General features: G+C 74.3%; 18 protein-coding genes. 3 read left to right on the forward strand and 15 right to left on the reverse strand.

Features of this window, described 5'->3' with window-relative positions; genetic code table 11:
- Nucleotides 1-19: 19 nt before the first annotated feature.
- The 7 genes from Q1K26_RS24880 to Q1K26_RS24910 form a co-directional block, all read right to left on the reverse strand.
- Nucleotides 20-1039: a ferrochelatase gene (locus tag Q1K26_RS24880; protein ID WP_300017883.1), complete on the reverse strand. Its 1020-nt coding sequence runs from the start codon at nt 1037-1039 to the stop codon at nt 20-22.
- A 52-nt stretch (nt 1040-1091) separates the two neighbouring features.
- Entirely contained in the window at nt 1092-1883 is a 792-nt protein-coding gene (gene fabI, locus Q1K26_RS24885) for an enoyl-ACP reductase FabI (protein ID WP_300017886.1), read from the reverse strand.
- 81 nt (nt 1884-1964) lie between these two features.
- Nucleotides 1965-2690: a 3-oxoacyl-ACP reductase FabG gene (fabG, locus tag Q1K26_RS24890; RefSeq protein WP_300017889.1), complete on the reverse strand. Its 726-nt coding sequence runs from the start codon at nt 2688-2690 to the stop codon at nt 1965-1967.
- A gap of 15 nt (nt 2691-2705) precedes the next feature.
- Nucleotides 2706-3701, reverse strand: coding sequence for a VWA domain-containing protein (locus Q1K26_RS24895; protein ID WP_300017892.1), 996 nt, complete (start codon nt 3699-3701; stop codon nt 2706-2708).
- Nucleotides 3702-4583: a DUF58 domain-containing protein gene (locus Q1K26_RS24900; protein ID WP_300017947.1), complete on the reverse strand. Its 882-nt coding sequence runs from the start codon at nt 4581-4583 to the stop codon at nt 3702-3704.
- Between the two features lie 128 nt (nt 4584-4711).
- Complete coding sequence (locus tag Q1K26_RS24905; RefSeq protein WP_300017895.1) at nt 4712-5740, reverse strand: MoxR family ATPase; 1029 nt, start codon at nt 5738-5740, stop codon at nt 4712-4714.
- Between the two features lie 69 nt (nt 5741-5809).
- Entirely contained in the window at nt 5810-7096 is a 1287-nt protein-coding gene (locus tag Q1K26_RS24910) for an NlpC/P60 family protein (protein ID WP_300017898.1), read from the reverse strand.
- Between the two features lie 641 nt (nt 7097-7737).
- Here Q1K26_RS24910 and Q1K26_RS24915 point away from each other — a divergent pair.
- On the forward strand, nt 7738-8892 hold the full coding sequence (locus Q1K26_RS24915) for a flagellar basal body protein FliL (protein WP_300017902.1): 1155 nt from the start codon (nt 7738-7740) through the stop codon (nt 8890-8892).
- Between the two features lie 137 nt (nt 8893-9029).
- A complete protein-coding gene (locus Q1K26_RS24920; protein WP_300017905.1) occupies nt 9030-11852 on the forward strand; it encodes an aconitate hydratase in 2823 nt (940 codons plus the stop codon).
- A 231-nt stretch (nt 11853-12083) separates the two neighbouring features.
- Here Q1K26_RS24920 and Q1K26_RS24925 read toward each other — a convergent pair whose 3' ends face one another.
- From Q1K26_RS24925 to egtA, 5 genes are all read right to left on the reverse strand, one after another.
- The gene (locus tag Q1K26_RS24925; protein WP_300017908.1) at nt 12084-12542 is read right to left on the reverse strand and encodes a cupin domain-containing protein; all 459 of its coding nucleotides are present in this window, start codon (nt 12540-12542) and stop codon (nt 12084-12086) included.
- 266 nt (nt 12543-12808) lie between these two features.
- A complete protein-coding gene (gene egtD / locus Q1K26_RS24930) occupies nt 12809-13777 on the reverse strand; it encodes an L-histidine N(alpha)-methyltransferase (RefSeq protein WP_300017911.1) in 969 nt (322 codons plus the stop codon).
- 16 nt (nt 13778-13793) lie between these two features.
- On the reverse strand, nt 13794-14549 hold the full coding sequence (egtC, locus tag Q1K26_RS24935; protein WP_300017914.1) for an ergothioneine biosynthesis protein EgtC: 756 nt from the start codon (nt 14547-14549) through the stop codon (nt 13794-13796).
- A gap of 5 nt (nt 14550-14554) precedes the next feature.
- Entirely contained in the window at nt 14555-15949 is a 1395-nt protein-coding gene (egtB, locus tag Q1K26_RS24940; protein WP_300017917.1) for an ergothioneine biosynthesis protein EgtB, read from the reverse strand.
- Complete coding sequence (gene egtA, locus Q1K26_RS24945; protein ID WP_300017920.1) at nt 15946-17244, reverse strand: ergothioneine biosynthesis glutamate--cysteine ligase EgtA; 1299 nt, start codon at nt 17242-17244, stop codon at nt 15946-15948. Before egtA ends, egtB begins: the two co-directional genes overlap by 4 nt.
- A 105-nt stretch (nt 17245-17349) precedes the next feature.
- Between egtA and Q1K26_RS24950 the strand changes: the two genes are divergently transcribed.
- The gene (locus tag Q1K26_RS24950) at nt 17350-17928 is read left to right on the forward strand and encodes a TetR/AcrR family transcriptional regulator (RefSeq protein ID WP_300017923.1); all 579 of its coding nucleotides are present in this window, start codon (nt 17350-17352) and stop codon (nt 17926-17928) included.
- A gap of 85 nt (nt 17929-18013) precedes the next feature.
- Here Q1K26_RS24950 and Q1K26_RS24955 read toward each other — a convergent pair whose 3' ends face one another.
- The 3 genes from Q1K26_RS24955 to Q1K26_RS24965 form a co-directional block, all read right to left on the reverse strand.
- On the reverse strand, nt 18014-19966 hold the full coding sequence (locus tag Q1K26_RS24955; RefSeq protein ID WP_300017950.1) for an ABC transporter ATP-binding protein: 1953 nt from the start codon (nt 19964-19966) through the stop codon (nt 18014-18016).
- A gap of 145 nt (nt 19967-20111) precedes the next feature.
- Nucleotides 20112-20903 carry an enoyl-CoA hydratase/isomerase family protein gene (locus tag Q1K26_RS24960; RefSeq protein WP_300017926.1) on the reverse strand — a complete coding sequence of 264 codons (792 nt, stop codon included), beginning with the start codon at nt 20901-20903 and terminating at the stop codon, nt 20112-20114.
- 75 nt (nt 20904-20978) lie between these two features.
- On the reverse strand, nt 20979-21188 hold the full coding sequence (locus Q1K26_RS24965; protein WP_300017929.1) for a helix-turn-helix domain-containing protein: 210 nt from the start codon (nt 21186-21188) through the stop codon (nt 20979-20981).
- Nucleotides 21189-21393: the final 205 nt, after the last annotated feature.

Genomic DNA, 21393 nt, shown 5'->3' on the forward strand with positions numbered 1-21393 from the left:
CGGTCGCCGGGCGGGCCGGTCAGCCGGGGCGGCGGGCCGGGGTGCAGCAGTCGACCGCGCACAGCGTCCCGTTCGCGCCGCATCCCGCGCGCGGGACCTCCCCCAGGCCCTGCGGTGCCGCGTCGTGGACGTGCTCGGCGACCAGCTCCAGCACCATGTCGGCGAAGCGCGGGTCCGCACCGGCGGTGGCGGCGCGGGCGAAACCCATGCCGTGCTTCTCGGCGCGCTCGCGGGCCTCGGTGTCGAGGTCCCAGATCACCTCGACGTGATCGGAGACGAACCCGACCGGCACGAGCGTCACGGCCGGCACGCCGGCCGCGTGCAACGCGTCGATGTGGTCGACGACGTCGGGGCCCAGCCACGGCACCTGCGGCGGACCCGAGCGCGACTGCCACACCACGTCGTGCTCGGCGACGCCCAGCTCGGCGGCCACGAGCCGGGCGGCCTCGGCCACCTGCCGCGAGTACCGGTGCCCGCCCTCGGCGGGCGGCCCGGCGGCCGCGTCGGCTGCGGACGGCACCGAGTGCGCGGTGAACACCAGCCGGGCCGCGGCGGGCAGCCCGGCCGCGCGCACGGCGTCGGCGTTGGCGGCCACGAACAGCGGATGGTCGAAGAAGTGCCGCAGCTTCACCAGCTCGGGTGCGCCGTCGCCGACCGCCGTACGCGCCCGGGCGATGTCCTCGTGGTACTGCCGGCACGCGGAGTAGCCGCCGTAGGCGCTGGTGGCGAACACCAGCGCGCGCCGCACCCCGTCGCGGGCCATCTCCGCGACGGTGTCCTCGACCATCGGGTGCCAGTTGCGGTTGCCGAAGTACACCGGCAGGTCGGTCCGCTCCCGGATCGCGGCGATCAGCTCCCGGTTGCGGGCGTTGATCGGGGAGACGCCGCCGAAGTGCCGGTAGTGCTCCTCGACCGCGTCGAGACGCTCCGGCGGGACCCCGCGGCCGCGGGTGACGTTCTCCAGGAACGGGCGGACCTCGTCGGGCCCCTCGGGGCCGCCGAAGGACAGGACGAGCAGGGCGTCGACGGGCTCGGGCACGGCACGGTTCACCACCTGGTCGATTCAACACCGGCACCGACGGCGCCGCGCGTCAGACTCCGATCGCGTGGAAACCGCCGTCGGCCATCACCATCGAGCCGGTGGTGACCGGCAGCCAGTCCGAGAGGACCGCGCACACGGTCCTCGCGACCGGCACCGGGTCGGTGACGTCCCAGCCCAGCGGGGCGCGGCCGTCCCAGGCGTCCTCGAACGCGGCGAAGCCGGGGATGGACTTGGCCGCCATCGTCTTCACCGGGCCCGCGGCGACGAGGTTGACGCGGATGCCCTGGGGCCCCAGGTCGCGGGCGAGGTAGCGACTGACCGACTCCAGCGTGGACTTCGCCACACCCATCCAGTCGTAGGCGGGCCAGGCCTGGCGGTTGTCGAAGTCCATGCCGACGATCGACCCGCCCGGCCCCATCAGCGGCAGGCACGCCGTGGCCAACGACTTGAACGAGTAGGCCCCCACCTGGATGGTCGTGGCGACGTCCTCCCACGGCGCGTTCAGGAACGCCCCCTCCCCCAGGCATGACGGCGGCGCGAAGCCGATCGAGTGCAGCACCCCGTCGAGGTGCGGGTCGTCGCCGCCGGACAGTTCACGCAGATGGGGGGAGACCCGCTCCGCCAGCGAGTCGAGCTGGGCCTGGTCGGAGACGTCCAGCTCGACGACGGGCGCGGGCTGCGGGAGCCGCTGCGCGATCCGTTCCACGAGCCGCATCCGGCCGTACCCGGTGAGCACGACCTGCGCGCCCTGCTCCTGCGCGACCTTCGCCGCGTGGAACGCCAGCGACGCGTCGGTGATCACGCCGGTGACGAGCAGGCGCTTGCCCTCGAGCAGTCCCATCAATGGCCCTTCCGTGGTGGGTTGAGCGATCCGCAGGCGCAGTATCGCGGTTGCGGGCCGATCGGAGACAGCTGGGGAAACTCAGTGCCCCATGCCCAGACCGCCGTCGACCGGGATCACCGCACCGGTGACGTACCCGGCCCCGTCCGAGCCGAGCCAGGTGACCGCGGCCGCGATCTCCTCCACGCCCGCGTAGCGGCCCAGCGGCACCTGCCCGAGGATCTCCGCGCGGCGGGCGTCGGGCAGGGCGCGGGTCATGTCGGTGTCGACGAACCCCGGCGCCACGACGTTCGCCGTGATGCCGCGCGAGCCGAGCTCGCGCGCCACCGAGCGGGCCAGCCCGACCAGCCCCGACTTCGACGCCGCGTAGTTCACCTGCCCGGCCGACCCGGTCAGACCGACCACGCTGGACACGAAGATCATCCGGCCGCCGCGCGCCTTGAGCATCGCCCGCGACGCGCGCTTGGCCACCCGGTAGGCCGCGGTGAGGTTGGCGTCGACGACCGAGGTGAACGACTCCTCGCTCATCCGCATCAGCAGGCCGTCGTCGGTGATCCCGGCGTTGGAGACGAGCACCTGCACCGGCCCCAGCTCCTGCTCGACGGCCGTGAACGCGGCGTCCACGGCGGCGGCGTCGGTGACGTCGCACTGCACGGGGAACAAGCCCTCCGGCAGGCCGTCGACCGAACTGCGGTACGTCACCGCCACCCGGTCGCCCTGCGCGAGGAACGCGGTGGCGATCGCCAACCCGATCCCGCGGTTCCCTCCGGTCACCAGCACGGTCCGTGCGTCTGCTGTGGCTGCCACGGAGCGTCACCCTACCTAGGGCAGCCTGCGCCCCAGCGCCAGTCCGGCGCCGACACCGACCATCAGCAGCAGCGCCCCGCCCGCCAGCCACGGACGGCTGACATCGACCCGCCGCGTCTCGTACCCGATCTGCTCGCCCAGCTCGGCGTAGACCTGCCGCAGCTCCGCCTCGGTGGCGGCGGTGAAGAACTGGCCGCCCGACAGCTCGGCGATGGTGCGCAGCGACTCGTCGTCGACCGCGACCGACGTGGGGGCCTGACCCGGTTCGAGCTCGATGGTCCCGTAGCGGGTGCCGAAGGAGATGGTCGACACCGGGACGCCGGCCGCCTGGGCCTCCCGCGCGGCGGTGTACGAGCCCCGGGGTTCCTCCTCCGGCGCGCCGTCACCGGAGTTGGGCACGGTCTGCTTCCCGTCGCTCATCAGCACCACCCGGGCGGGCGGCGGACCCTCCTCCGAGACGCCGGACAGGGCCTGGGAGAACGTCTCGACCGACTGCACCGCCGCGAAGATCGCCTCACCGGTGGCGGTGGACTCCGAGAGCCGCAACCCGTCGACGGCGCGCTTCACCGGCTCGCGCTCCACGGTGGGCGACACCAGCACGGCGGCGGTCCCGGCGAAGGCGACCAGTCCGAGGTTGACGCCGGGCGTGAGCTGGTCGGCGAAGTCCTTGGCCGCCACCTGCGCGGCCGCGAGCCTGCTCGGCTCGACGTCGGTGGCCATCATCGACAGCGACACGTCGATCACGAGGACGACCGTGGCCCGGTTGCGCGGCACCCGCGCCTCGGCCTGCGGGCCGGCCAGCGCGATCGTGAGGATCGCCAGGGAGGTGATCAGCGCGACCGCCGGCAGGTGCCGGTACCAGCCCGGGCGGCGCGGGGCGACCCGGTCGAGCAGCTCCAGGTTGGTGAACCGGATCGTGTCGCGGCGGCGGCGGCGCAGCAGCAGCACGTACCCGACGGCCAGCGCCGCCACCACGACGAACAGCAGCAGCCACCACGGCGCGGAGAACACCTAGCGCCCCCCGCCCGACCAGGCCCGCTTGCGTGCCAGCGCGAAGCGCACGACGTCGGCGATCCAGTCCGAGTCGGTGCGCAGCGTCAGCTGCGCGGCGCCGCAGCGCCGCAGCGTCGCGGCGACGGTGTCGCGGTGCGCGGACGCCGCGGCGGCGAACTCCCGGCACAGCAGCGGGGTGGTGGTGACCTCGCGCTGGCGCCCGGTCTCCGGGTCGGCGAGCACCACCGTGCCGACGTCGGGCAACTCCAGCTCGCGCGGGTCGAGCACCTCCACCGCGAGCAGGTCGTGGCGCATCGACAGGGCCCGCAGCGCGCGCTCCCAGGTGGGTTCGCCGAGGAAGTCGGAGATGACGACGGCGAGCCCGCGCCGCCGCGGCGGGCGCCGCAGCTGCTCCACCGCCGCGGCCAGGTCGCCCCGGGTGCCCTCGGGCGCACGCGGGATCCGCGCCACCGTCCGCAGCAGGCCGCGGGCGTGTACCAGCCCACCGCGGGCCGGGATCCGCACGACCGACTCCCCGGTGGCGGCGAGCACCCCGATCCGGTTGCCGCCCCCGCGGGTGAGGTGGGTGACCGCGGCGAGTGCGGCGATGGCGAGGTCGCGCTTCTCGCACGACGCCGTGCCGAAGTCCAGGCTCGGGGAGAGGTCGAGCACCACCCAGGTCTCGAGCTCGCGGTCGGCCACGGTCTGGCGGACGTGCGGCTCGGTGGTCCGGGCGGTGACGGCCCAGTCCATGCGGCGCACGTCGTCACCGGGCTGGTACGCCCGCGCCTCCCCCGGCTCGCTGCCCGGCCCCGGGACCAGGCCGAGGTGGTTGCCCTGCAGCAGCCCGTCGAGGCGCCCGCGCACGGCGATCTCCAGGGTGCGCAGGGCCACCTCCATGCGCCCGTCGCGGAACGACGGGGGCGCGGTGGGCACGCGTCGCCCGGTGGCCGCCGACCCCGTTGCAGCACGGCCACCTTCAGGCGACGAGATGGCGTGAAGGTGGCCGTGCTGCAGTTCGGGGCCCGTCACGGGCCGGTGCTCGACGGCGTGTACGAGGGGGCCTGCTGCGGGCGGGCCGTCACCTGCGGCAGCGGCACGGTGGCCAGCACGCGGGAGATGATGTGGTCCATCGGCACGCCGTCGGCCACCGCGTCGTAGGACAGCACCAGGCGGTGCCGCAGCACGTCGGGGGCGACGTCGAGCACGTCCTGCGGGAGCACGTAGTCGCGCCCGCGCACCAGGGCCAGCGCGCGGGCGGCGGCCACGATCCCGAGCGTGGCGCGCGGGGAGGCGCCGTAGGACACCCAGCCGGCGATGTCGGCCAGGCCGTGCTCGGCCGGGGTGCGGGTGGCGACGACGAGGCGCACCACGTAGTCGACGAGCGCATGGTGCACGAACACCTGCGCGGTCAGCTTCTGCAGCCGCACCAGCTCCGCGGGGTCGATGATCTGCTGCGCCACCGGGGGTTCGCTGCCCATCCGGTAGACGATCTCGCGTTCCTCCTCGACGTCCGGGTACTCCACGATGATCTTGAACAGGAAGCGGTCGCGCTGGGCCTCGGGCAGCGGGTACACGCCCTCGTTCTCGATCGGGTTCTGCGTGGCGAGCACCAGGAACGGATCGGGCATCGGGAAGGTCTTCCCGCCGATGGACAGGTGGCGCTCGGCCATCACCTCCAGCATCGCCGACTGCACCTTCGCCGGCGCGCGGTTGATCTCGTCGGCGAGCACGAAGTTCGCGACCACCGGGCCGAGCTCGACGTCGAACTCCTCGCGGCCCTGGCGGTAGATCCGGGTGCCGAGGATGTCGGCGGGCACCAGGTCGGGGGTGAACTGCAGGCGGGCGAACGTGCCGCCGACGACCTTCGCGACCGTCTCGACGGCGAGGGTCTTCGCGACGCCGGGCACACCCTCGATCAGCAGGTGCCCCTTGGCGAGCAGACCCACGAGCATCCGCTCCACGAGCCGGTCCTGCCCCACGATCACGCGCTTGATCTCGAAGACGACGCGCTCCAGGCGCTCGCCGTCCTGGGCCGGGGTCTCGGGAGCACTCACCGTGCCATCACACCGCACGCCCCGTGAGCGCACGGTGAACCCCTCCCCGGCGGAGGCGCCGCACGGGCGCTACAGAACCCGGGTGGCCTGCGGCAGGAGGTTCTGGCGCCGCAGGGGCACCACCCGGACGTCGGCGCCGGTGTAGGGCGCCTCGATCATCCGGCCGTCGCCGATGTACATGGCCACGTGGTGGATCGCGTTCCCGCCGCGCTTGTAGAAGACCATGTCGCCGGGTTGCAGGTCCGAGAGCGGGACCTTGCGCCCGGAGTTGTACTGGTTGCGACTCACCCGCGGCAGCGCGACGCCCGCGCCGTTGAACGCATAGAGCATGAGCCCCGAGCAGTCGAAGCCGACCCGGTTGCCGGGGTCGCCCGCCGGTCCGGGGATGCCGGTGCTGGGCCCGCGGCCGTTGCCCCCGCCCCACACGTACTGCACGCCGATCTGCGACATCGCCCGGTCGATCACCCGCTGGACCGAGCCGCTGCCCGCACGCGGGGCCGGGCCCGCGGCCGCCTCCCGCGCCTGTGCGGCCTCCCGCTCGGCGCGCTGGCGGGCGGCCTCCCGCTCGGCGAGGACGCGCTGCCACTCGTCGTAGCGGGCACGCTGCTCGCGCAGCCCCGAGTCGGCCGACTCCGCGGCGTCGAGCTGGGCCTGTACCTGCTCGCGCTCGGCCTGGACGGCGGCGAGCTGCTCGGCCTGGGCGCGGGCGGCGGCGTCGGCGACCGCGTACGCCTCGTCGGCCGCCACCTTGGCCGCGGCGGCCTCGGCCTCCCGGTCCTCCGCCTCCTGCAACAGGGCGCGGGCCGTCGAGTCGGCGTTGGCCTTGTCGACGCGGGCGCGCTCCAGCCCGTCCTGCGCCGCGAGCTGCGCGCGGGCGAGCAGGTCGGTGAACTCCGCCCGGGAGACGAGTTCCTCGGGGGTCTGCGACGAGGTCAGCAGGCCGAGCGGGCCGGTGTCGAGGCCCTGCTGGTAGGTGGCGGTGACGAAGTCGTCGAGCCGCGCGCGGGCCTCGTCGATGGCCGCCGTGGCGGCCTCGGTCTCGATGCGCGCGTCCTCGGCCCGCCCCCGTGCCTGCGCGGCGGCGTCCTCGGCGATCCCGAGGTCGACGAGCGCGGCCTCGGCGTCCTCGCGCTCCACGGCCAGCACGGCGGCGAGGTCGTCGGCCTGCGCGTCGAGCTCGGCCAGCCGCGTCGTGAGCCGCCCGACCTCCCCGGCTCGTTCCTGCACCGCCTGCTGGCTGTTGCGCAGCTCGTCGTCGCTGGGGTTCGGCGGCGGCGGAGGTTCCTGGGCCAGCGCGGGCGACAGCCCGCCCAGCAGCGTGACCGCCACCAGGAGCACCACGGCCCACCCGCGCACGTGAGCGTCCCCTCTCCAAGATCCACCGTTGACCGCCGGAGGATGCCACCACGCGGGCCCGCAGCGCGGTTGCCACACCCGTGTCGGGGCCGAACTTCGTCCACACGGGCGAAAGAGTGCGTGGTTGCCCGGTTCCGCCGCCGGACCGGGTGCACCACACTGCCCGCACGGCGCCCCACGGGCGGGCGGACGCGTGGGAGGTCGTGGTGACGAACAACGAGCCGGGCCGGCCGGACGGCCCGCCGCAGCGCTGGACCCCGGGGGCACCAGCCGAGCCGACCTACGGCCACGGGCCCGCGCAGCCGCCCCACCGGCCCGGTCCGGGCGGACCGCCCCCCGGGCCCGCGTGGGGGCCACCCGGCGGCCCGGCGCCCGGACCCGGGCAGGGCGGGCAGACGCCCAGCTGGGGCGGGCCGGGAGGGCCGCCGCCCGGACCCGGCTGGGGGCCGGGCGGACCGGGCGGACCGGGCGGACCGGGCACCGGCTGGGGCCCACCGCCGGGACCGGGCGGACCGGGCACCGGGTGGGGGCCGCCACCGGCCCCACCGGCCTGGGGGCCGGCTCCGGGCGGCCCGCCGCCACCCGGAGCCGGCCGTCCGCGGCGGCGCCGGGGTGGCCTGATCATCGGGGCGATCGTCCTGGTGGCGGCGCTCGTCGCCGGCGGGGTCGGCGCGGTCGCCCTGCTCGGCAACCGCGGTGGTGCCGGGTCCGCGGCCGAGGCCGTCACCCTGCTGTCCCAGGACCTGGGCTCGCAGGACTACCTGTCCGCGTTCGGCCGGCTGCACCCGGCCGAGGCCGGGCTGTTCACCGACGTGGGCGACCTGGTCGTCGGCGAGCTGCAGCGACTGGACGTGCTGCGCCCCGACGCCGACCTGGGCTCCACCGCGGGCGGCACCACCGTCACCGACCTGCGCTTCGACGAGGCGGCGGCCGAGCAGGTGCGCCCGGACGTCGTCATCACCAAGCTGGTCGGCGGCACGATCACCACCGACGGGGACCCCGCGGACATCCCGTTCACCGACTCGTTCCGGGCGCTGGCGTTCCCCGAGGGCCTCCCGCCCGCCGAGGGTCCGATGACCGTCGACATCGCGCAGGTCGTGGCCGAGCAGGGCGAGCCGATCCGGCTGGCCGCCGTGGAGGTCGACGGCTCCTGGTACGTCAGCCTGTTCTACACCGCCGCCGACTACGCGCTGCGCGACGAGGGGCTGACCTGGCCGCAGCAGTCGGTCGCCCCCCGTGGGGCCGCGACCCCGCAGGACGCGCTGCGCGAGACCGCCCAGGCGGTGCTCGACCAGGACGCCCGGCGGATCGTCGAGCTGGCCCCGCCCGGCGAGCTGTCGGTGCTGCACGACGTCGGCGAGGCGCTGATCGCCGATGCGGGCGGAACCCCCAGCGGGGCCCGGATCGTCGAGCTGGAGACCGATGACGTGCAGGTCCGGGGGCGGCCCGCGCTGTTCATCACCCGCGTGGTGGTGGAGGACCCGGGGGGCGAACGGCTCACGATCGTCCGCGACGGGGACTGCGTCACGCTGGAGGCGGCCGGCTCACCGCAGCGGCTGTGCGCCGCGGACCTGGCCCAGGCCGGTGGCCTGCCGATCGACGATCCGCTGCTCGCCCCCGTCGCCGACCTCGTCCCGGACATCGTGCAGGTCCTGCTGGAGGTGAAGGTCGTCACGACCGAGGTCGACGGCCTGCACCACGTCAGCCCCGTCCGCACGGTCGTGGGCCTCTACGGCGACCTGTTCGCGGTGATCGACCGGGAGGACGTCGCCGCCCTGTTCGCCGCCGCGCGCTGACCAGGGTGCGCGGGAGGTCCCCGGTCGACGACTTTATCGGACAAGCGTACTGTTTGGAGGTGAGGGGTCGCCCCGGTGCCCGGCGGCACGGTGGAAGACTCCGGAAGGACGCGCCCACCACCGCAGGAGGACAACCAGTGGCCAGCACCGACAGCTTCGGAGCGAGAGGGACCATCCAGGCGGGCGGCGCCGAGCACGAGATCTTCCGGCTCTCCGCCGTCGAGGGCGCCGAGCGCCTGCCGTTCAGCCTGAAGGTCCTGCTGGAGAACCTGCTCCGCACCGAGGACGGCGCCAACGTCACCGCCGAGCACATCCGCGCGCTCGCCGGCTGGGACCCGGCGGCCGAGCCGGACACCGAGATCCAGTTCACCCCCGCCCGGGTGATCATGCAGGACTTCACCGGCGTGCCCTGCGTCGTCGATCTCGCCACCATGCGCGAGGCCGTCACCGAGCTGGGCGGCGACCCGGCGAAGGTCAACCCGCTGGCCCCGGCCGAGCTCGTGATCGACCACTCGGTGATCATCGACGTGTTCGGCACGGCCGACGCCTTCGAGCGCAACGTCGACTTCGAGTACGGCCGCAACAAGGAGCGCTACCAGTTCCTGCGCTGGGGTCAGGGCGCTTTCGACGAGTTCAAGGTCGTCCCGCCCGGCACCGGCATCGTGCACCAGGTCAACATCGAGCACCTCGCGCGCGTGGTGATGACCCGGGGCGGCCAGGCCTACCCCGACACCCTCGTCGGCACCGACTCGCACACCACGATGGTCAACGGCCTCGGCGTGCTGGGCTGGGGCGTCGGCGGCATCGAGGCCGAGGCGGCCATGCTCGGCCAGCCCGTCTCGATGCTCATCCCGAAGGTCGTGGGCTTCAAGCTCACCGGGGAGATCCCCCCGGGCGCCACCGCCACCGACGTCGTGCTGACGATCACCGAGATGCTGCGCCGCCACGGCGTCGTCGGCAAGTTCGTGGAGTTCTACGGCGAGGGCGTCGGGGCGGTGCCGCTGGCCAACCGCGCCACGATCGGCAACATGAGCCCGGAGTTCGGCTCCACCGCCGCGATCTTCCCGATCGACGACGAGACCATCCGCTACATGAAGCTCACCGGCCGCCCGGCCGAGCAGCTCGAGCTGACCGAGGCCTACGCCCGGGAACAGGGACTCTGGCACGACCCGAACCGCGAGCCGGTGTACTCGGAGACCCTCGAGCTCGACCTGTCCACGGTCGTACCCTCGATCGCCGGCCCGAAGCGCCCGCAGGACCGCATCGAACTGACCGACGCGAAGGGCGCGTTCCGCAAGTCGATCCACGACTACGTCGGCGGTGAGGACCCCACGCCGGAGACGAAGGTCGACGCGTCGGTCGAGGAGTCCTTCCCGGCCAGTGACTCCCCCAGCCTCTCGTTCGCCGAGGACGACGCGGAGCAGCCGGTGGTCTTCTCCGCGGCCGAGGGCTGCGAGGGCCGCCCGACCAAGCCCACCACGGTGCGCTCGGAGAGCCGCGGCGAGTTCGTCCTCGACCACGGCGCGGTCGTCATCGCCTCGATCACCAGCTGCACCAACACGTCCAACCCGTCGGTGATGCTCGGCGCGGCGCTGCTCGCGAAGAACGCCGTGGAGAAGGGCCTGGCGGTCAAGCCGTGGGTCAAGACGTCGATGGCGCCGGGCTCCAAGGTCGTCACCGACTACTACGAGAAGGCCGGCCTCTGGCCCTACCTGGAGAAGCTGGGCTACCACCTCGTCGGCTACGGCTGCACCACCTGCATCGGCAACTCGGGCCCGCTGTCCGACGAGATCTCCGCCGTGGTGAACGAGGCCGACCTGTCCGTCGTCTCGGTGCTGTCGGGCAACCGCAACTTCGAGGGCCGGATCAACCCGGACGTCAAGATGAACTACCTGGCCTCGCCGCCGCTGGTCATCGCCTACGCCCTGGCGGGCACGATGGACTTCGACTTCGAGAACCAGCCGCTGGGCACGGCCACCGACGGCACCGAGGTGTACCTGCGCGACATCTGGCCGTCGGCCAAGGACGTGCAGGACACGATCGACAACTCGATCAGCCAGGAGATGTTCACCAAGGACTACGCCGACGTCTTCGCGGGCGACGAGCGCTGGACGTCGCTGCCCACGCCGGAGGGAAAGACCTTCGACTGGGACCCGCGGTCGACCTACGTGCGCAAGCCGCCGTACTTCGAGGGCATGTCCCCCGAGCCTTCCCCGGTGTCGGACATCTCGGGCGCGCGGGTCCTCGCCCTGCTCGGCGACTCGGTCACCACCGACCACATCTCCCCCGCCGGGGCGATCAAGCCCGGCACCCCGGCCGCGGAGTACCTCACCGAGAACGGCGTGGAGAAGAAGGACTTCAACTCCTTCGGCTCGCGCCGCGGCAACCACGAGGTCATGATCCGCGGCACGTTCGCGAACATCCGGCTGCGCAACCAGCTCCTGGACGCCATCGTCGACGGCGGGGTCAGCGGCGGCTACACCCGCGACTTCACCCAGGACGGCGGCCCCCAGGCGTTCATCTACGACGCGGCGCAGAACTACGCCGAGGCCGGCACCCCGCTGGTGGTGCTGGGCGGCAAGGAGTACGGCTCGGGGAGCTCGCGCGACTGGGCGGCCAAGGGCACGGCGCTGCTGGGTGTACGGGCCGTCATCGTGGAGTCCTTCGAGCGCATCCACCGTTCCAACCTGATCGGCATGGGCGTCATCCCGCTGCAGTTCCCGGCGGGCGAGTCCGCCGCCTCGCTGCACCTGGACGGCACGGAGACCTACGACGTCACGGGCATCACCGCCCTGAACGACGGCTCCACCCCCCGCACCGTGGCGGTCACGGCGACGAGGACCGACGGCTCGGCCGTCGAGTTCGACGCGGTCGTCCGCATCGACACCCCCGGCGAGGCGGACTACTACCGCAACGGCGGGATCCTGCAGTACGTGCTGCGCGGCATGCTGCGCAGCTGACCGGTTCCTCCCTGACGGCGGGCGCCCCGGGTTGGGGGCGCCCGCCGTCGGCGTCGTGACGGTGTGGTCGTCATCGAAAGATTGCCGATCCGAGGCGTCAATGTTTCGTTGACTTCGGGGCGGAGGGCCGGCGAATTGCAGGAAGGCCACCTTCACGCCATCCGGTTGCATGAAGGTGGCCTTCCTGCAACCGGATCGGGTGCCTTGGCGCCGGACCAGCCGGTGCTGCGCTCAGCCGGTGCTGGGGTGGCCGGGGTCGACCCAGACCACGTGTTCGGGATCGCCCACACCCTCGATGTCGAGGTTGACCACGACGGGGTCCTGGCCGCTGCGGGTGAGCACGCACTCCAGCGGCTCGTCGTCGAGGGCGTTGATCTCCTGGTGCGGCACGTACGGCGGGACGAAGATGAACCCGCCCGGACCCGCCTCGGCCACGAACTCCAGCCGGTCGCCCCAGCGCATGCGGGCCCGACCGCGCACGACGTAGATGACGCTCTCCAGCTCGCCGTGGTGGTGGGCGCCGGTGCGGGCCCCGGGATGGATGGTGACGGTGCCGGCCCACAGCTTCTCCGCGCCCGCCCGGGCGTGGGTCACCGCCGCAGCGCGGTGCATCCCGGGCGTCTGGGGCGTGTTCGCGTCCAGCGCGTCACCGGGGATCACGCGGACGCCGTCGCTGCGCCAGGTACTCACCCCGGAATCGTAGACCGCCCCCCGAGCGAGCGCGCCGGTCGCGTTTCGCGCGCCGGATCGCGCCTCGCGCGCCGGATCGCGCCTCGCGCGCTGCCGGCGGCGCGCGAAACGCCCCGCAGCACGCGAAACGCCCCGCCGCACGCGAAACACTCACCGCGCGCGAACGGCGGCCGGCGCGCGGACGGCCGGATCCGGCACGCGGGCGGGAGCCGGGCCGCTCCGCACCACCACGACCCCGCCACCGCCGGGCGCCGGATCGGCCGGCGCTACCCGGCGGTGGCGAGGGTGAGGGCGAAGCGGTCCTCGGCGTCGGTCCAGGTGTGCGCCACCCGGTAGCCGGTGGCCTCCAGCGCCTCCTGCACGCCGTCGGGCCGGAACTTCGTGGAGATCTCGGTGCGCATCTCCTCGCCCTCGGCGAACCCGACGGTGAGGTCCAGCTCGGCCAGGTGCACCGACATCGCCCGCTGGGCCACCAGCCGCATCTCGATCCAGCTGTTCCCGGCGTCCCACAGCGCCCGGTGGGCGAAGGAGTCGACGTCGAAGTCGGCGCGCAGCTCGCGGTTGAGCACGTGCAGCACGTTGCGGTTGAACTCGGCGGTGACCCCGGCGGCGTCGTCGTAGGCCCGCACCATCACCTCGTCGTCGATCACCAGGCCGGTGCCCAGAAGCAGCTGCTCCCCCGGCGCCAGCACCGCCCGGAGCTGGGCGAGGAAGGCGTAGCGCTCGTCGCGGGTGAGGTTGCCGATGGTGCCGCCGAGGAACGCGACCATCCGGCGGTCGCCGCGCGGGAGCCGGTCCAGGTGCGTGGTGAAGTCACCGACCACGCCGTGCAGCTCCAGGTCCGGGTACTCGATCGCGAGCGCGTCCATCGCCAGCCGCAACGCCGACTCGCTGACGTCCTGCGGCACGTACCGGCGCAACGTCCCGGTGCGACCGAACGCGTCGAGCAGCAGCCGGGTCTTCGACGACGACCCCGATCCCAGCTCGACGAGGGTGTCGGCGCCCGACGCCACCGCGATCTCGTCGACGCTGCGCTCCAGCAGCGCCGCCTCGGTGCGCGTCGGGTAGTACTCGGGCAGCTCGGTGATCTTCTCGAACAGCGCGCTCCCCCGCGCGTCGTAGAACCACTTCGGCGGCAGCTGCTTGGGACGGCTCGTGAGGCCCTCCCGCGCGTCGGCGCGCAGGGCGCGGTCGGCATCGCCGTCGGTGAGATGGATGTCGAGCACGGCGTTCATCGGACTCCCGTTGTCGTCAGAAGCTGGGGCCAGCCAGGGGGCGAACACAGCGGTGGCCCGGGCGGGCCTCCACCAGGTGCCGGTCGGGCACCTCGGTCCAGTGGGGGTCGTGGTCGAGCGGTTCGGAGGCGACGAGCGCGCGGCCGTCGTCGACGCGCAGTGACAGCGCGTGGTCCCACGCGGTCGCCCAGATCGCGGTGCCGTCGGTCAGCAGCAGGTTCAGCCGCGAACCCGGGGCCGCCGCGGCCACCGCGGTGACGACCGCCCCCAGCGCCGCCGCCGGGTCCTCGCCCGCGCGCAGGCGCCTGCGCACCAGCGCCCACAGCAGGGCGGCGTCGGTGGGGGCGTCGAGGGTGAGCAGGTCGGTCACCGGGAGCCCGGCGGCCAGCCCGGCCACCGTGTCGGGCCACCCGGCGACCCGGCCGTTGTGGCTGAACAGCCACCGCCCGTCGACGAAGGGCGCGCTGGCCGCCGTCGTCACCGGCATCCCGGTGGTGGCCGAGCGCACCGCGCCGAGCAGCCCCGTGGTGGTGGTCGCGCGCGCCAGGGCGGCGAAGGACGGATCCGACCAGATCGGCGTGGCGGCGCGGTAGCGCAGGGCGTCCCCGCCCGCGGTCGGGTACCAGCCGGCTCCGAAGCCGTCGGCGTTGACCGTGCCCCCGCCCCGCATGTCGGCGGGCGCGTAGGCCTGGTGCAGCAGCGAGTGCGGCGCGTCGAGCACCGGCGCGGCGAGCACCACCGGCGGCCCGACGTAGGCCAGATGACGGCACACCCGCGCTACGCCACCCCGTCGGAACCGGCGTCACGGGCCCCGGCGTCGCGGGCCCCGGCATCGCGGGCCCCGGCGTCGCGGGCACAGCGGAAGCCGGCGAAGATCTGGCGCCGGATCGGGTGGTCCCAGTTGCGGAACGTGCCGCGCACCGCGGCCGGATCGGTGCCGAACGAGCCCCCGCGCAGCATCCGGTAGTCGCCGCCGAAGAACACCTCGGAGTACTCCGGGTACGGGAAGGTCTCGTAGCCCGGGTAGGCGTGGAAGCCCGAGGACAGCCACTCCCAGACGTCGCCGACGAGCTGGTGCACCCCCAGCGGCGACGCCCCGCGCGGGTACGCCCCGACCGGCGCGGGCTGCAGGTGGCGCTGACCCAGGTTGGCGTGCTCGGCCGTCGGGTCCTCGTCGCCCCAGGGGTAGCGGCGGGAGCGGCCCGCGTCCGGGTCGTGGCGGGCTGCCTTCTCCCACTCGGCCTCGGTGGGCAGGCGTTTGCCGGCCCAGCGGGCGTAGGCCTGCGCCTCGTGGAAGCAGACGTGCACCACCGGCTCGTCGGCGACGAGCGGCGCGACGACGCCGAAGCGCCGCCGGTACCACTGCCCGGAGCCGTCGCGCTCCCAGAACTGGGGGGCGACCAGCCCGGCGTCCACGCGGTGCGCCCACCCCGCGGCGCTCCACCATCGCGGGTCGTCGTAGCCGCCCGCGTCGACGAACTCGGCGTACGCCCCGCAGGTCACGGGCGCGGTGTCGATCCAGAACGCCGGCACGTCGACGACGTGGGCGGGGCGCTCGTTGTCCAGCGCCCACGGCTCGGCGGAGGTGCCCATCGTGAACGGGCCCGCGGGCACGAGGACCTCGGAGGCCGGCAGCGGCGACCCCGCCGGGGGCGGCTCGGCGTGCAGGACGGGCGCGCCGGCGCGGAGCTGGTGGGTGGCGAGCATGGTCTCGGCGTGCTGCTGCTCGTGCTGCACGATCATGCCGAACGCGAAGCCGGCGTGCTCCAGCCTGCGCCCGCGCAGCGGGCTCCGCCCCAGGGCGTCGAGGGCCTTGTCGCGCACCTGGGCCACGTACGAGCGGGTCTCGGGCGGGGTCAGCAGCGGCAGCTCCACGCGGCTCGCCCGGGTGTGCTGGAACGCGTCGTACAGGCCGTCGATCTCGGGACGCAGCGGCTCGCGACCGCCGATGTCGCGGACCAGCCAGAGCTCCTCCTGGCTGCCGATGTGCGCGAGGTCCCACACCAGGGGGGACATCAGCGGGGAGTGCTGCGCCACGAGGTCGGCCTCGTCGACGGCCTCGGTGAGCGCGGTGCTGCGGGCGCGCGATGCGCCCAGCAGGTCCGCGATACGGGTGCGCAGCGCCTCCGGGTCGGTGGCGCCGTCCTGGGGGTGGTCGTGGGTGACCGTCATGCAGGTCGTCCTTCCGGGGTCTCCGGGTCGGGTTCGGGCAGGTCGGCGGGGCACAGCCCGCGCCGCACGCGGTGTTCGGTGAGGTCGGCGAGGCGGTCCCGGACCGGGCCGGCCCCGAGCCGCTCGCAGGCGAGGGTGAAGACGCCGGCCGCGGCGCGGGCGAGCACCCGGTCGGCCAGGCCGTGCCGGGCACCGGACACCCAGCGGCCCCGCGCGGGCTCGCACAGCTCCAGCGCCCGGTCCACGGTCCGCGGCTCGGCGAGCAGCGCGACGAGCACCGCGGTGGGCAGCGTCCAGTCGTCGCCGGGCTGCCCGTCGACGTAGCGGACCTCGAGGTGTCCGTGCGGGCGCACCGGCGGGAACAGCGTGGAGACGTGGTAGTCCAGGTCGGCCGTGGTGGGCGGGGTGGCGAACGCGCCGCGCACCCAGTCGGCGAAGGTCACGCCCAGGGGCACCTGCCAGGAGTCCTCGCCGCGCACGCACAGCAGGTTGCTGTTCAGCACCCGCCGCGCCCATCCCTGCGCCGGGTCGACGTCCGGGTCGGCGTCGGCGGCCTGCGGCGGCGCGGTGCGCGGCGGGTCGCAGGCCAGCCACGTGGCCCAGCGCGAGGACTTCCAGCCGGTGCGCCGCCCGTGCATCGTGGGCGAGTTGGCGAACGCGGCCAGCAACACCGGCCCCAGCGCGTGCAGGGCGGCCCACCGACGGGCGACGTCGGCTCCCTGTCCCGCGTCGAGACAGACCTGCACGGCCGCGGTGGAGCACATCGCGCTGCGGCCGTGCGGGCCGACGCGGTCGAACGCCTGCTCCATCGCCCGGTAGCGCTGCACCTGGAGCAGCCGGTGCGGGGGGCGGTGTGGATCGGCGGAGCGCGGGAGCGGCAGCAGGCCGCGGGCGGCGAGGCGGCCGTGGAGCACGGCGGTGTCGGCGCGGACGGCGGAGAGCAGGTGGTCCAGATCCGGCAGCGGCGGGCTGGCGAGCTCGACCTGGCCGCCGGGTTCGACGGTGACGGTGGAGCCGGCGGGCAACGGCCGCGCGGGTGAGGCGGGATCGAGCGTGGTGGGGGCGTGGGGCCCCAGGGCCGCGACGAGCGTGGCCAGGTCGACGGCGGCGTCGGGGGCCGCTGGACGGTGCAGCAGCCATTCGAGCTCGACGCCGACGAGCCGCGGTGGGCCGTGCTTGAAGCAGACCGAGGCGACGTAGGCCTCGGCATCGGCGCAGTCCCGCAGGACCGAGGGCCCGGGGTCCGGCTGGGCCTCCGGCTCGGCGTTCAGCGCGACCTGCACGTCGGGAGCCACGCGAGGAAACGCTACCCGCGCTTCGGGCGGATTGCAGGGGTCGTCGACGAACGAGATCGTGACGTCTCTCAAGCCGTACGTACGTCTCGGGTCTAGGCTCGGCGCATGCCCCGCGTCAGCACCGACCAGCTCGCGGCCCGGCGCCAGCAGATCCTCGACGGGGCCCGCGCCTGCTTCGCCCGCCACGGCTACGAGGGCGCCACGGTGCGCCGCCTGGAGCAGAGCACCGGTCTGTCCCGCGGCGCCATCTTCCACTACTTCCGCGACAAGGACGCCCTGTTCCTGGCGCTGGCCGAGCAGGACGCCGAGCGGATGGCCGACGTCGTCGCCGCCCAGGGGCTCGTGCAGGTGATGCGGGACCTGCTGGCCGCGGGGCAGGTGGCCGACGGCGCGGACCTGAGCTGGCTGGGCACGCGGCTGGAGGTGTCGCGGCGGCTGCGCACCGACCCGGAGTTCCGGCTCCGCTGGCGCGCCCACTCCGCCGCGCTCACCGTCGCCACCCGCGAGCGGCTCACCCGCCAGGCGGCCGCGGGCGCGGTGCGCGACGACGTGCCGGTCGCCGTGCTCGCCCAGTACCTGGAGCTGGTGCTGGAGGGGCTGGTGTCGCACCTGGCGATGGGCCTGCCCGCCGACGACCTGTGCGGCGTCCTCGACCTCGTGGAGACCGCCGTCCGCACTCCCTGACCGCGGGCGGGCCACCCGCGATCCCTCCCCGTCCCGATCGGTGGTCGGGCCCGACGCGGCAGCTCGCTGCGGGCCCGGACCGGCCTCACGGCGTGCTCGCCTGCGGGACCCGCGGGTGGTCGCCCGCCGTGCAGCCGTCGACGCCGCACATCACCGCGCCCGCCTCCGCCCCGACGGCGTCCGCCCCACCGGCCGGGCCCTGCGCGAACTGCGTGCGGTAGAGCTCGGCGTACCGGCCACCCGCGGCCAGCAGCTCGTCGTGCGTGCCGCGCTCGACGATGCGCCCGCGCTCGACGACCGCGATCTCGTCCGCGGCCCGGACCGTGGAGAGCCGGTGGGCGATGACGATCGCCGTGCGCCCGGACAGGGCCTCCACCAGCGCCGCCTGCACCGCGGCCTCGGACTCGGAGTCCAGGTGCGCGGTCGCCTCGTCGAGGATCACCACCTGCGGCCTCGCGAGCAGCAGCCGCGCGATCGTCAGCCGCTGGCGCTCGCCGCCGGAGAGCCGGTACCCGCGCTCCCCCACCACGGTGCCCAGGCCGTCGGGCAGGCCGTCGAGGAGCTCGCCGAGCCGGGCCCGGCGCAGGGCGTCGACGATCTCGTCGTCGGTGGCGTCCGGTGCCACGTAGCGCAGGTTCGCGCCGATCGTGTCGTGGAACAGGTGCCCGTCCTGGGTGACGACGCCGACGGTGCCGCGCAGGTCGGCGAAACTCAGGTCGCGGACGTCGACGCCGGAGAGCTCGACGCGGCCGGAGTCCACGTCGTAGAGCCTCGGGATCAGCGACGCGATCGTCGACTTGCCCGCACCCGACGACCCGACCAGCGCGAGCAGCTGCCCGCCGCCCACCTCCAGGTCGACGCCGTGCAGCACCTCCTCGCTCGGCCGCGCGTCGAGCACCGCCACGTCCTCCAGCGACGCGAGCGAGACCCGCTCCGCCCCCGGGTACCCGAACCGCACGTCCCGCAGCGCGACGGTGACCGGCCCGGCGGGCAGCGGAGTAGGGTCCGCCCGCTCGGTGATCATCGGATGCAGGTCCAGGACCTCGAAGACGCGCTCGAAGGACACCAGCGCGGTCATCACGTCGACGCGGGCGTTGGCCAGCGCCGTCATCGGCGTGTAGAGGCGGGTCAGCAGCAGGGCGAGGGTGACGACCGTGCCCGGCTCGATCGCCCCCGTCACGGCGAGATAGCCACCCAGGCCGTAGACGAGCGCCTGGGCCAGCGCGGACACCAGCGACAGGGCGGTGACGAACACCCGCGACACCATCGCGGTCCGCACCCCGATGTCGCGGACCCGCTCGGCGCGCTCACCGAACTCGACGGCCTCCTCCTCGGGCCGGCCGAACAGCTTCACGAGCGTGGCACCGGGCGCGGAGAACCGCTCGGTCATCTGCGTGCCCATGCCCGCGTTCAGGTCGGCCGACTCGCGCCGCAGGGCCGCGATGGTGCGGCCCATCCGGCGTGCCGGGAGCACGAACACCGGCAGCAGCAGCAGCGCCAGCAGCGTCACCTGCCAGGCCAGGGTGATCATCACGGCCAGCGCGAGGATCAGCTGGATGGAGTTGGACAGCACGGTGGCCAGCGTCGTGGTGATCGCCGACTGCGCACCGATGACGTCGTTGTTGAGCCGGCTGACCAGCGCGCCGGTGCGGGTGCGGGTGAAGAACGCCACGGGCATCCGCTGCACGTGGGTGAACACGGCCTTGCGCAGGTCGACGATCAGGCCCTCCCCGATGCGGGAGGAGAACCAGCGCGAGACCAGCCCGGTGACCGCCTCCAGGATCGCCAGCGCCGCGATTCCCCCCGCCAGCCCGACCACGGTGGCCGCGGCCGCCGAGGCGTCCCCGCCCGCGACGATGGCGTTGACGACCTGCCCCGCCAGCACCGGCGTGGCCACGCCGATCGTCGCCATCACGACCGTGAGCAGCAGGAACGCCAGCAACCAGCCGCGGTAGGCCGCCGCGAACCGCCAGATCCGCGACACCGTGCCCGGCGCGACCGACCGCGGCGCGTCCACGCCCGCCTCCAACCGGCGCATCATCCCCATCGGCCGCTCCACAGGCGCCACCTCCCTACACCTCAGTGATACGTGACCCGCACGGCGCCCCGCTCCTCGCACAGCGCGCGGCCCGCCGCACAGGGTGCAGCCCGTGCGAGCGTCCGGAGGATGTGCGACGAGCGGATCAGCCGGTGCCGGCCGCCAGGGAGCGCAGGCGGCGGATCTGGGCCTGCCGCTCCGCGGCCAGGGCCGACGCGGGGTCCAGGCCGTCGGCCACGCCGGCCAGCAGGGCGAGGGTCTCCGCGGCCGCCTTCGGCGGCGCCGCGACCAGACCCGTCACGAGCTCGTCGACGGCCGCGTCCAGCTCAGCGACGGGGACGGCGCGCAGGGCCAGGCCGCAGGCGACCGCCTCGGCGGCCCCGACCCGGCGCCCGGACAGGCAGATCTCCACGGCCCGGGCGTAGCCGACCGCGCGCACGAGCGGGTAGGTGCCGCCCAGGTCGGGCACGATGCCCAGCGTCGTCTCGGCCATGCAGAACTGCACGTCGTCGGCGACGACGCGGATGTCACAGGCCAGCGCGAGCTGGAAGCCGCCACCGATGGCGTGGCCCTGCACGGCGGCGACGGTGACCCGGGCGGGATCGCGCAACCAGGAGAAGCCGGCCTGGTATCCGGCGATGGTCGCGTCGGCGTCGGCCTCGGGCAGCCGGCCCAGGCCGGCGATCCCGGGGTTGCCGGGCTGCGGGGTGAACAGGCTGCGGTCCAGGCCCGCCGAGAAGGAGCGACCCTCCCCGCGGACGACGACCACCCGCACCTCGGCGGGCAGCGACTCCCCGATCGCCGTCAGCGCCGCCCAGGTGTCGGGCGTCTGCGAGTTCAGCGAGTCGGGCCGCGAGAGCGTGATCGTGGCCCGGTCGCCGTCGACGTCGAGCGCGAGACCGCCGCGCTGCAGCAGGTCAGGTTCCGCGAGGGTCATGCCCGCAGGCTAGTCCCGACGCACCCCGGGCCGTCTCCGTCGGCCCGTCCGACCCCGGCTCGCCGGGGTCGGGCCCTACTTCTTCTTGGTGCGCGTGGCCCCGCCGCGCCCGCGCAGCGTGACCCCGGTCTCGGAGAGGACGCGGTGCACGAAGCCGTACGAGCGGCCCGTCGACTCGGCGAGCGCGCGGATGCTCGCCCCCTTCTCGTACTTCTTCTTCAGGTCGCCGGCGAGCTTGTCGCGCTGGGCACCGGTGATACGGGCACCCTTCTTCAGGTCCGCCATGCCGTTACGCCTCCTCGTCTCCCACCCGCGGACCCACCGCGGGAGGATCTCGTCCGGCCCCCCGGTGCGGCAATGATCGTCCAGCACGGGGCACCGGACCAGGAGATCCACTCGGTGATCGGTGAGCGGTTCGTCCGAACGGATCACGCACACGGGTGATCATCCGCGCTCATCCGGCCCCGGGATGTCACCCCGTCGCCACCCG

The sequence above is a fragment of the Pseudonocardia sp. genome (genome assembly GCF_029263155.1).
In the GTDB taxonomy this organism is placed as follows: domain Bacteria; phylum Actinomycetota; class Actinomycetes; order Mycobacteriales; family Pseudonocardiaceae; genus Pseudonocardia.

Coding starts and splice junctions, on each gene's coding strand:
- egtD (WP_300017911.1), bottom strand. CDS start 13,777: ATGAACGCCGTGCTCGACATCCATCTCACCGACGGCGATGCCGACCGC.
- Q1K26_RS24960 (WP_300017926.1), bottom strand. CDS start 20,903: ATGACCCTCGCGGAACCTGACCTGCTGCAGCGCGGCGGTCTCGCGCTC.
- Q1K26_RS24900 (WP_300017947.1), bottom strand. CDS start 4,583: ATGGAGGTGGCCCTGCGCACCCTGGAGATCGCCGTGCGCGGGCGCCTC.
- Q1K26_RS24955 (WP_300017950.1), bottom strand. CDS start 19,966: ATGCGCCGGTTGGAGGCGGGCGTGGACGCGCCGCGGTCGGTCGCGCCG.
- Q1K26_RS24965 (WP_300017929.1), bottom strand. CDS start 21,188: ATGGCGGACCTGAAGAAGGGTGCCCGTATCACCGGTGCCCAGCGCGAC.
- fabI (WP_300017886.1), bottom strand. CDS start 1,883: ATGGGACTGCTCGAGGGCAAGCGCCTGCTCGTCACCGGCGTGATCACC.
- Q1K26_RS24950 (WP_300017923.1), top strand. CDS start 17,350: ATGCCCCGCGTCAGCACCGACCAGCTCGCGGCCCGGCGCCAGCAGATC.
- egtB (WP_300017917.1), bottom strand. CDS start 15,949: ATGACGGTCACCCACGACCACCCCCAGGACGGCGCCACCGACCCGGAG.